Annotated in this window: 10 protein-coding genes; 4 read left to right on the plus strand and 6 right to left on the minus strand. The window is 72.1% G+C overall.

The features are described from left to right. Window positions 1-259 precede the first annotated feature (259 nt). The gene (locus SSQG_RS03350; RefSeq protein WP_052310222.1) at window positions 260-2,095 is read left to right on the plus strand and encodes a glycoside hydrolase family 15 protein; all 1,836 of its coding nucleotides are present in this window, start codon (window positions 260-262) and stop codon (window positions 2,093-2,095) included. Here the strand turns inward: SSQG_RS03350 and SSQG_RS03355 are convergent. After that, entirely contained in the window at window positions 2,070-3,062 is a 993-nt protein-coding gene (locus SSQG_RS03355) for a hypothetical protein (RefSeq protein ID WP_052310223.1), read from the minus strand. The genes SSQG_RS03350 and SSQG_RS03355 overlap by 26 nt on opposite strands. Before the next feature lie 189 nt (window positions 3,063-3,251). On the opposite strand from SSQG_RS03355, the gene SSQG_RS03360 reads away from it, so the two are divergent. Next, on the plus strand, window positions 3,252-3,464 hold the full coding sequence (locus SSQG_RS03360; protein WP_039931861.1) for a heavy-metal-associated domain-containing protein: 213 nt from the start codon (window positions 3,252-3,254) through the stop codon (window positions 3,462-3,464). Window positions 3,465-3,467: 3 nt separating this feature from the next. Continuing rightward, on the plus strand, window positions 3,468-5,720 hold the full coding sequence (locus tag SSQG_RS03365; RefSeq protein ID WP_003988287.1) for a heavy metal translocating P-type ATPase: 2,253 nt from the start codon (window positions 3,468-3,470) through the stop codon (window positions 5,718-5,720). A gap of 27 nt (window positions 5,721-5,747) precedes the next feature. Here SSQG_RS03365 and SSQG_RS03370 read toward each other — a convergent pair whose 3' ends face one another. Continuing rightward, the gene (locus tag SSQG_RS03370; RefSeq protein ID WP_003988288.1) at window positions 5,748-6,404 is read right to left on the minus strand and encodes a class I SAM-dependent methyltransferase; all 657 of its coding nucleotides are present in this window, start codon (window positions 6,402-6,404) and stop codon (window positions 5,748-5,750) included. A gap of 164 nt (window positions 6,405-6,568) precedes the next feature. On the opposite strand from SSQG_RS03370, the gene SSQG_RS03375 reads away from it, so the two are divergent. Continuing rightward, on the plus strand, window positions 6,569-7,270 hold the full coding sequence (locus tag SSQG_RS03375; RefSeq protein ID WP_003988289.1) for a phosphatase PAP2 family protein: 702 nt from the start codon (window positions 6,569-6,571) through the stop codon (window positions 7,268-7,270). 205 nt (window positions 7,271-7,475) lie between these two features. On the opposite strand, the gene SSQG_RS03380 is transcribed toward SSQG_RS03375, so the two are convergent. The 4 genes from SSQG_RS03380 to SSQG_RS03395 form a co-directional block, all read right to left on the minus strand. Next, window positions 7,476-8,075 (minus strand): hypothetical protein, encoded by a 600-nt coding sequence (locus tag SSQG_RS03380; RefSeq protein ID WP_003988290.1) that lies wholly within the window; start codon window positions 8,073-8,075, stop codon window positions 7,476-7,478. Continuing rightward, on the minus strand, window positions 8,072-8,932 hold the full coding sequence (locus tag SSQG_RS03385; protein WP_003988292.1) for a carbohydrate ABC transporter permease: 861 nt from the start codon (window positions 8,930-8,932) through the stop codon (window positions 8,072-8,074). The genes SSQG_RS03380 and SSQG_RS03385 overlap by 4 nt, the downstream gene beginning before the upstream one ends. After that, window positions 8,929-9,867 carry a carbohydrate ABC transporter permease gene (locus SSQG_RS03390; RefSeq protein ID WP_003988293.1) on the minus strand — a complete coding sequence of 313 codons (939 nt, stop codon included), beginning with the start codon at window positions 9,865-9,867 and terminating at the stop codon, window positions 8,929-8,931. The genes SSQG_RS03385 and SSQG_RS03390 overlap by 4 nt, the downstream gene beginning before the upstream one ends. Next, window positions 9,864-10,842, minus strand: a 979-nt coding sequence (locus SSQG_RS03395) for an ABC transporter substrate-binding protein (protein ID WP_063749149.1), incomplete at its 5' end; no start/stop codon positions are given. The genes SSQG_RS03395 and SSQG_RS03390, both read right to left, overlap by 4 nt.

The following is a 10,842-nucleotide window of genomic DNA, read 5'->3' on the forward strand; positions in this document are numbered from 1 at the left end:
GAGACGGTGCGGCGCTTCGAGGAGGCCGGGCTGCGGGTGGTCACCGTCTGACGGCGGCGGGCCCGTCGGCGGTTCCAGGTCGTGTCCGCGAAGTCCCGTCGTCCGCCCGGAGGGCGGGCCCCGCGGCGTCATGGGGGCACCCCCTGCTCGAGTGAAGCCGAGAGCTTGGGGGAGCGTGCCAGGCGTCGCGGGGCAGGCGGGACTTCGCGGACACGGCCTAGGCTGGGGCTGAGGCAGGTACCGGGCCAGGGAGGCTGTCATGGGCGGACCAGCGGCGGACCACGACGTGCCGGGCGGCCCACGGTATCTGCCGATCGCCGAGCACGGGCTGATCGGTGATCTGCGCAGTGTGGCCCTGGTGGGGACGGACGGCACGATCGACTGGTACTGCTGTCCGGCCTTCGACGCGCCGAGCGTGTTCGCGTCGGTCCTGGACGCGGAGCGCGGCGGCTGCTTCGAACTGGCGGCCACGGTGCCGGCGCGGACCAAGCAGTTCTACTTCCCCGACACCAACGTCCTGATCACCCGGTTCTTCACCGAGGACGGCGTCGGCGAGGTACAGGACTTCATGCCGCTCGACGGTGAGCCGGCGGAGGCCGAGCGGCACCGGCTGATCCGCCGGGTGGTGTGCGTGCGCGGCTCGATCCCGTTCCGTACCCGTGTCGCCCCCCGGTTCGACTACGGGGCCCGGCCGCACACCGTCCGGCTGACGGGTGACACGGCGGTCTTCGAGACCGACGGGCTGGCGCTGGCGTTGACCGCGACGGTGCCGCTGGAGGCCGCCGGGCCGGACGTGCGCGGGGACTTCAAGCTCTCCGAGGGCGAGTCGGCGGTGTTCGCGCTGGACAAGGTCGGCGGCGACGTGACGCCCCGCCGGTGCGCCCGTACCGAGGCGGAGGAGCAGTTCGCGGCGACCGTGGCGTACTGGCGGCGCTGGCTGTCGGCGTCTCGGTACAAGGGCCGCTGGCGGGAGATGGTGCACCGGTCGGCCCTGACGCTGAAGCTGCTCACCTACGCCCCGACCGGCGCGATCGTGGCCGCGCCGACGACGAGCCTGCCCGAGCGGCTCGGCGGCGAACGCAACTGGGACTACCGGTACGTGTGGGTGCGCGACGCGGCCTTCTGCGTCTACGCCCTGCTGCGGCTGGGTTTCACGGGCGAGGCCGAGGCGTTCATGAGGTTCGTGACCCGGCACATCAGCCCGGGCGACGGCAAGGTCTCGGGCCCGCTGCAGGTCATGTACGGCATCGACGGGCACACCGAGCTGCCCGAGAGGACCATCGATCATCTGGAGGGCCACCAGGGCTCGGCGCCGGTCCGGGTCGGCAACGCGGCGGCGGACCAGCTCCAGCTCGACATCTACGGCGCACTGATCGACTCCATCTACCTCTACGACAAGTGGGCCCAGCCCATCTCCAGCGATCAGTGGGACGACGTGTGCGCGCTGGTGGACTGGGTGTGCGCGCACTGGGACCAGCCCGACGAGGGCATCTGGGAGACCCGGGGCGGGCGCAAGAACTTCCTGTACTCGCGGCTGATGTGCTGGGTGGCGATCGAGCGGGCCATCCGGATGGCCAACCGGCGCGGCCTGCCGGCCGATCTGCCGCGCTGGCGGGAGTGCCGCGACACGATCTACCGGCGGATCATGAGCCGGGGCTGGTCCGAGGCACGCCGGGCCTTCGTCCAGCACGAGGACGGGGACGTGCTGGACGCGGCCGTGCTGATGATGCCGCTGACGAAGTTCATCGCCCCGACCGACCCCAAGTGGCTTTCGACGCTGGACGTGCTCACCGAGGAGCTGGTCTCCGACTCGCTGGTCTACCGCTACGACCCGCGGTCCAGCCCGGACGGGCTGCACGGCGACGAGGGCACGTTCTCCATCTGCTCGTTCTGGTACGTCGAGGCCATGGTGCACGCCGGGCGGATCGACGAGGCGCGCCTCGCCTTCGAGAAGATGCTGACGTACGCCAACCATCTCGGCCTGTACGCCGAGGAGATCAGTCACACCGGGGAGCAGCAGGGCAACTTCCCTCAGGCATTCACGCATCTCGCCCTGATCAGCGCGGCCTTCAATCTGGACCGGGCCCTCGGCTGAGGCTCAGTGCCCGTGACCGCACCTCCGAGTGCCCCTGGGGGGTACCCGGTTCGACGGCCGTCGCTGCCCCGGCCCGGACGGTGAAGGCCGCTGTGTGGACCTTTCCCCCGTGCTTGAAGTCGAGGAAGAGCCGGTAGGAGCCCGCGCTGGGGGCCGTGGCGGTGAAGGAGATCTCCGGGCCGGGCCTGGTCCGTCCGTCGCCGGGTTCGCCGTTCGGGTGGACGTGGAGGTAGGCGAGGTCGCCGGAGCGCAGGGCCACCAGATGGCCGTAGGCGCCGAGGTAGGGCTGGAGGTCGGTGACGGGCTTGCCGGCGCGGGAGACCTTCAGCTTCAGTTCGCTCGCCTTGCCGGCGCGCAGGGCGCCGGCCAGTTCGACCTCGTAGCCGTTGGTCCCGGCCGTGGTGCTCACCGGCGGGAGTCTCTTCGGCTGGTACGGGCCGGAGGCCGCGAGGTCCGCCCCGAGGGTGAGGTTGCGGGCGTCCCTCTTCGCCGGGGTGAAGTCGGCGAAGACGCGGTAGTCGCCCGCACGGGGCAGGTCGACGGGGATGCTCCAGGTGCCGTCGGCCGCGCGGGTGGGATGCAGATGGCGGTAGGTGACCAGGTCGCGTGAGGCCACGATGAGGTGGAGTTCCTTGTCGTGTTCGCGCTGGTAGGCGGTGACGGCCCGGCCGCTGCCGTCCCGGACCGTGAAGCGCAGGTCGGCGCGGTGCCCGGCGGTGACGCGCGGGGTCCGGAGGTCGAGGGTGTAGCCGCCTTCGGAGCTCTGGAGTCCGCCGGCCGGGGGTGTCTCGTGTCCGGTGTGGCCGCCGCCTTCCTCCGGCCGGGGCGAGGGCCGGGTGTGCTCGTCCGCGTGCTTCGGCGGGCTGTCGGCGACGACGGGGTCGATGCCCCGGCCGACACCGTAGGCCGTGCCGAAGGCCGCGGCCAGAGCGGCGGCGAAGGTCGTGATCTTGAGTCCGGTGTTCATGGCCGACGTCTCCTTCGGAAACCGGGGCTCCCGCTCGACTGCGGGCCCTCCATGCAGCTCACCATACCCCCAGGGGGTATCCAGTCAAGCCATCTCGACGCTTGCATCCTATACCCCTCGGGGGTATATATGAAGTCGCCGAGGGGATACCCCCGGCCCGTATGTCCGCATCTCACAGAGGAGGCACCGATGCCCGCCACCACCTATGCCGTCGCCGGAATGTCCTGCGGCCACTGCAAGGCCACGCTGACCAAGGCCATCGGCGAGCTGGACGGCGTCAGCGGCGTCGAGGTCGATCTCGGAACCGGGCGCGTCACCGTCACCACCGCCACCGAGCCCGACGACACCGAGATCGCGGAGGTCGTCGACGAGGCCGGCTACGAACTGACCGGGAGGGTGTGAGCCATGACCACCAGTGCGACCGGCACCGCCGCCGAGGTGGAACTCGCCATCGGAGGCATGACCTGCGCCTCCTGCGCGGCGCGCATCGAGAAAAAGCTCAACCGCATGGACGGGGTCACCGCCACCGTCAACTACGCCACCGAGAAGGCGAAGGTCAGCTACTCGGGCGACCTGTCCGTCGGCGACCTCATCGCCACCGTCGAGGCGACCGGATACACCGCCCAGGAGCCCACGCCTCCCGAGGTATCCAACGAGCCCGCCGCCGAGGCCGACGAACTGCGGCCGCTGCGCGAGCGCCTGGTCACGGCCGTGGTGCTGGCGGTCCCCGTCGTGGCCATGGCCATGATCCCCGCGCTGCAGTTCGAGTACTGGCAGTGGCTGTCGCTGACGCTGGCCGCGCCCGTCGTGACGTATGCGGCCTGGCCCTTCCACAAGGCGGCGTTCACCAACGCCCGGCACGGCGCCGCCACCATGGACACGCTGATCTCGGTGGGCACCTCGGCCGCGTTCCTCTGGTCTCTGTGGGCGCTGTTCTTCGGCACCGCGGGCACACCGGGGATGACGCACCCCTTCGAGCTGACCATCCAGCGCACGGACGGCGCCGGGAACATCTACCTGGAAGCCGCCGCGGGCGTGACCGCCTTCATCCTGGCCGGGCGGTACTTCGAGGCCCGGGCCAAGCGCAAGGCGGGCGCGGCGCTGAGGGCGCTGCTGGAGCTGGGCGCGAAAGACGTCACCGTGCTGCGCGCCGACGGGCGGGAACAGACCGTCCCGGTCGCGGAGTTGCGGGTCGGCGACCGATTCCGGGTCCGCCCCGGAGAGAAGATCGCCACCGACGGAACCGTCGTCGAGGGCTCGTCCGCCGTGGACGCCTCGATGCTCACCGGTGAGTCCGTGCCGGTGGAGGTGGGCACGGGCGACCCGGTCACCGGCGCCACGATCAACGTCGGCGGCCGGCTCGTCGTGGGCGCCACGCGGGTGGGGGCCGACACCCAACTGGCCCGGATGGCCCGGCTGGTGGAGGACGCGCAGAACGGCAAGGCCGCCGCACAGCGGCTCGCGGACCGGATCTCCGCCGTGTTCGTGCCCGTCGTGATCGCCCTCGCCCTGGCCACGCTGGGCTTCTGGCTCGGCAACGGCGTGGGACTGACGGCCGCGTTCACCGCCGCGGTCGCCGTGCTCGTCATCGCCTGCCCCTGCGCCCTCGGCCTGGCCACTCCGACCGCGCTCATGGTCGGCACCGGTCGGGGAGCCCAGCTCGGCATCCTCATCAAGGGCCCTGAGGTGCTGGAGTCCACGCGCCGCGTCGACACCGTCGTCCTCGACAAGACCGGCACCGTCACCACCGGCCGGATGACCCTGCTGGCCGTGCACACCGCCGACGGCACCGACGAGGCCGAGGTGCTGCGGCTGGCGGGGGCGCTGGAGCACTCCTCCGAGCACCCGATCGCCCGTGCCGTCGCCGACGGGGCGCTGGAGAAGCTCGGCGCACTGCCCACGCCCGAGGACTTCGCCAACGTGCCCGGACTGGGTGTGCAGGGCATCGTCGAGGGGCACGCGGTGCTCGTCGGCCGGGAGCGGCTGCTGGCCGACTGGGCGATGGAACTGCCGGAGGGGCTGGCCCGGGCCAGGGCGGCGGCCGAGGAGGCCGGGCGCACGGCCATCGCGGTGGCGTGGGACGGCGAGGCGCGGGCGGTGCTGGAGGTCGCCGACGCGGTCAAGGAGACCAGCGCCGAGGCGATCCGCCGGCTGCGCGCCCTCGGACTGACCCCGATCCTGCTGACCGGCGACAACGAGGCGGTGGCCCGGTCCGTCGCCCGTGAGGTCGGCATCGCCGCGGAGGACGTCGTCGCCGAGGTGCTGCCGCAGGACAAGGTCGAGGTCGTCAAGCGGCTGCAGGCGGAGGGCCGTTCGGTCGCGATGGTCGGCGACGGGGTCAACGACGCGGCGGCCCTCGCGCAGGCCGATCTCGGTCTGGCCATGGGCACCGGCACGGACGCCGCGATCGAGGCGGGCGACCTGACCCTCGTGCGGGGCGACCTGCGGGCCGCGGCGGACGCCATCCGCCTCGCCCGCCGCACCCTCGGCACCATCCGCTCGAACCTGTTCTGGGCATTCGCCTACAACGTGGCGGCCCTGCCGCTGGCCGCGGCCGGCCTGCTCACCCCGATGATCGCCGGGGCGGCCATGGCCTTCTCCTCGGTCTTCGTCGTCGGCAACTCGCTGCGGCTGCGCACCTTCCGCGCGGCCGGCTGAAGCATCGGCCGGTAGACGGAGGCCGGGTCAGCGACGGTGCCAGACCAGCGTGTAGCGCCAGAACAGACGACGGCGCGGGCGGGCGCCGGGCAGGACGGCACGGGCCTCGCGGACGATCTCGGGGAAGGTCATGTCCGCGGGGCTCGTGCGGGCGGTCATCGCGACCGGGCGGGGCGCCGGGCGGCCCCGGTTCTTCAGCAGCGCCATGCCGATGTTCAGCGGGATCGACGCGACACCGAGCAGGTGGTCGGCGGGCGTCCGCTCACGGGCGACACCGACGATCACCAGGGTCCCACCGGGGGCCAGACGGTCGCGGAAGGCCCGGAGGGACTCGGCGAACGGCAGGTGGTGGAGGGCCGCGACGCAGGTGATGACGTCGTACGGACCGTCGGGAAGCCCGCCCGGCGCGTCGGCCACCGTGTACGTCACCGGGGCGGCCTTCGGGGTCAGTTCCCGCGCCCGGGCCGTGATCGCCGGGTCGGCGTCCACTCCGTGCACCCGCTCGGCCCGGTGGGCCAGCAGCCGGGCGAGGTCGCCGCTGCCGCATCCCACGTCCAGGGCGCTGCCCACCCGTCCGGGCAGTTGCCGCAGGATCCAGCGGTGGAAGTGGGCGTTGTGGTCCCAGGGGCGGTCGGCGTGGAAACGGTCGAGAGCGCGCAGGACCCGGTGTGGCAGCAGCGTCATGCGCTCAGTCCATCAGATGCGATCAACCGGACGCCGTGCCCCGGGGCACCCGGATGGCCGACCGCCGCCTGGGCACTCGGGAGGTACCGGCCTGCGGGGGCGCCGAGCGTGCGCCCCGCGCGTCCCGGTACCTTGCTGAGGAAGGCCACTGCGGGGAGAAGCACATGACCGATCCGACGACCACAGACGCGGACGCCCCCCGTCCGCTCCCGAGCGGCGGGAAGCCCACCCGCGGACCCGGCGGGCTCCTGGCCGCCGTGCTCGCCGATCTCAGGGCCGTGGACGGCGCCCTGTACGCGGCGGTGGCCGCCACTCCTACGCCCACCCTCGACCGGACGTTGCGCCACCTGTCCCACGCCGCCGACCACTCCAAGATCTCGTTCGGCATCGCGGCCGCCCTGGCGCTGGGCGGGAAGCGTCCGCGCCGGGCCGCGATCGTCGGCGTGGGGGCGATCGCGGTGGCGTCGGCCTCGGCCAACCTGCTCGGCAAGCGCCTGGTGCGCCGGGCCCGGCCGGACCGGGAGGCGGCCCGGGTGACGGTGGACCGGCACGTGCCCATGCCGACGTCGGCCTCGTTCCCGTCCGGTCACACCGCTTCGGCGGTCGCGTTCGCCACCGCCGTCGGCGTCGTCCTGCCTCCGGCGGCGGTGCCGCTCGGCGCACTGGCGAGCGCCGTCGGCTACTCCCGGGTCCACACCGGCGTGCACTATCCGGGCGACGTGGCCGCGGGCGCGGTCCTCGGCATCGCCAGCGCCGCCGTGGCGCTGGCGGCGGCAGCGGCCACTCCCTCGGCACGCACCCAGGCGCTGCTCGCGGCGGCCCGGTCGTGGCCGCGGATCAGCATCGGAGGCTTGGTACGCGGCTGAGCCGCGGGTGGCATCTCCGTACGCGGGGCAGCCGCTGGTCGGCCGGACCCACACGCCGGTGCACCGGCTCGCCGAGGAAGAACCTCGGCGAGCCGCTTCGTCCGCGCGCTGACGAAGCCGCGTTCCAAGGGCGCTGAGCACAGCACCGTCCCGAAGGAGCTGCTCCTTCGGGACGGTGCGCCGTCCAGAGCTTCCAGCACACCACTCACCGGGGAACGGCGGCCGACCTGCGTACGTCGACCGCGGTGAGTGCCAGGGCCAGCGGCCCCGGGGCGAGGAAGGCCAGGGGCAGCAGCATCCAGGCGCACAGCGCGGCCGTCGCCACGGCGAGCAGGACGAGGCCGCTGCCGCCCACGTCCGCCCCGGCGTCCCGGGCCGCCTCGCGTACCGCCGCACGCCAGTCGGTGAGCGACTCGGGACGGGCGCAGGCCCGCAGGGCGACGACCGCCGCGCAGGCGGCGATGGCGGCGGCGGTCGCCGCGAACACCGTCGCCCCGGGCAGCCCGGCCCCGGCGAGCGCCAGGTCCGCGGCGAACAGCAGCAGTCCCGCCAGAGCGACGGCCCCGGCGACCAGGTCACCGGCCCGCAGGCGCTGACGCAGCAGGGCGAAGTACCGTCCCGCCGTGACGGGCCGGTCCTGTCCGGCCCCGCGCAGGACGGCGCACGCCGTCGACAGCGCGGCCGGTGCGGTGACCAGCGGCAGGCACACCAGCGACGTGGCCAGACCGACGCTCAGCACATCGGCGAACAGGGCCGTGCGCGGCCCGAAGACCTCACCGGCCTCGCGTGTCCGCACCCCGCTCACCCCTTGACTCCGGAACTGGCCATGCCCTCCACCAGGAACCGCTGGAAGGCCAGGAAGAACAGCACGATCGGCAGCAGCGCGATGACGGACAGGGCGAACATCGGGCCGAACGCGGAGGTGCTGGAGGCGTCCACGAAGGAGCGCAGGGCGAGCGTCAGCGTGAACTTGTCCGGGTCGAAGAGGTAGATGAGCTGGGTGAAGAAGTCGTTCCAGGTCCAGATGAACGTGAAGATGGCGGTGGTGATCAGGGCCGGCCGGGTGAGGGGCAGGACGACCTGGAAGAAGCTGCGGAAGGGGCCGCAGCCGTCGATGCGGGCCGCCTCCTCCAGTTCGCGCGGCAGGCCGCGCATGAACTGCACGATGAGGAAGACGAAGAACGCCTCGGTGGCGAGGAACTTCGGCAGGATCAGCGGCCAGTAGGTGTTCACCAGGCCCAGCTGGTTGAAGATGATGTACTGCGGGATCAGCACCGCGTGGTGCGGGAGCATGATCGTGGCGATCATGAAGGCGAACAGCGGTCCGCGGAAGCGGAACCTGAGGCGGGCGAAGGCATAGGCGGCGAGCGAGCAGCTGAGGACGTTGCCGAGGACGGCCCCGCCCGCGATCAGCAGGGAGTTGCCGAGCAGCCGCCAGATGGAGACGTCGTTGACGCCCTCCAGGGCGGTGGAGTAGTTCGACCACTCCAGGTGGCCGGGCAGCAGGTTCAAGCTCGCGATGACCTCGTCGGCGGGCTTGAGCGAGGTGGCCAGCAGCCACGCCAGCGGGTACAGCATGACCAGCAGCGCGGCCAGACAGCCGAGGTGCACGGCGACACGGCCCCGGCGAACGGGCCTGTGAGTGATGGTCGTAGAGGTCACCGGTCCCCCTCGGAGGCATAGAAGACCCAGGAGCGTGAGGTGCGGAACAGCACCGCCGTGACGATGCCGATCACGAGGAGCAGCACCCAGGCCATGGCGGAGGCGTAGCCCATGTGGGAGGCGACGAAGCCGCGGTCGTAGAGGTACATGGTGTAGACGAGGGTCGAGTCCGCGGGACCGCCCTTGCCCGCGCTGACCGCGAAGGCGGGCGTGAACACCTGGAAGGCCTGGATGGTCTGGAGGACCAGGTTGAAGAACAGCACCGGGGACAGCATCGGCACGGTGACCGACAGGAACTGCCGCCACTTCCCTGCCCCGTCCACCGCCGCGGCCTCATAGAGCTCGGCGGGGATCTGCTGGAGCCCGGCGAGGAAGATGACCATCGGCGCGCCGAACTGCCACACCGTCAGCAGCGCTACGGCCAGCAGCGCGAAGCCGGGCTTGTTGACCCAGCCGCCGGTGCCGAGCAGGTTGTCGACCGGGCCGCCGTCGTTGAAGACGGCCCTCCAGACGAGGGCGATGGACATCGACGCGCCGAGCAGCGAGGGCGCGTAGAAGGCGGAGCGGTAGAAGGCCTTGCCGCGTTTCATGCCCTTCAGGGCGAGGGCGACGACGAGGGCGAGGGCCAGTTGCAGGGGCACGGCGATGACGACGTACGTCAGGGTCGTCACGACCGAGCGCCAGTAGCGCGGGTCCTCGGTGAACATCTGCGTGTAGTTGCGCAGGCCCACCCACTTCGGCGGGTTGAACAGGTCGTAGTCGGTGAACGACAGGTACAGCGACACGGCCATCGGCAGCAGCGTCAGGACGATCGCGCCGAGCACCCAGGGGGACAGGAACACCCAGGCGGCGCCTTCGCGTTCACGCCTGGGGCGGCGCCGGGGGGCGGCGGCCGGGGCGCGCTTGGCCTCGGGAGGGATCGCGGTGGTGGTCATGACCTCAGCTCCGCCTTCGCCTCGGTGACATAGTTCTCGGCCGCCTCACGGGGCGACATGCGCTCGTAGGACACCTGGTCGTAGTCGCGCTGGAAGGTGCTCTGCAGGGCGTTGTCGCCCGAGGGGGGCGCCTGGGGCGGGTCCTTGAGCTTGCCGTCGAGGGAGGCCTGGAAGCCGGCGATGGTCTTGTCGAAGTCCTTCAGCTCCGGGCCGATCGCGTCGCGAATGGACTCGTTGACGGGCATGCCGCGGCTCGCGCCGAGGATCTTCGCGGCCTGCCGGTCGTTGATCATGAAGTCGACGAGCTGCGCCGCCGCCTTCGGATGGCCGGTGTTGGCGAAGACGCCGAGAAACATGGACGGCTTGAAGTACTGGCCGGGGGTGCCGTCCTCGCCGGACGGCATCGGGGCGAGGGCGACGCCGGTCGGGACGAGGGCGAGGTAACCGCTCGCCGGGGCGTCCCAGTTGACGTCGGACGTCGCCTTGCCGCGCCCGAGCGGGGTGTTCTCCACCGAGCCGTCGAGCTGGGTGGTCTGCTCGGCGGGAGAGACCGCGCCCTCGCGGCGCAGCCTGTCGGTGAAGGTCCACCAGCGGGTGAGGTCGTCGGCGGTGAAGCCGAGGCCGCCGTCCTTCGTGTAGAGGGACTTGCCCTGGCCGCGCAGCCAGACCTCGAAGGCGTCCTCGCTCTGGCCGGGGTCGGTGCCGCCGGGCCTGCCGGTCTTCTTCGCGAGGGCGCGCATGGCATCGGCCCACTGGCTCCACGTCCAGCTCTCGCCGGGCAGCGGCACTCCCGACTTCTTCCAGGCCTCGACGTCGTGGACGACGGTCTCGGTGCCCTGTCCCTGCGGGATCGCGTACTGGACGTCGTCCACGCGGCCGGTGGCGAGCAGTCCCTGATCGATCTCGGAGGTGCGCAGGACGGACTTCTGCTTCGCGAGGTCGAGCAGGACACCGCCGGAGGCGTACTGGTCGATC

It is taken from the genome of Streptomyces viridochromogenes DSM 40736 (assembly GCF_000158955.1).
Classification (GTDB): Bacteria; Actinomycetota; Actinomycetes; order Streptomycetales; family Streptomycetaceae; genus Streptomyces; species Streptomyces venetus.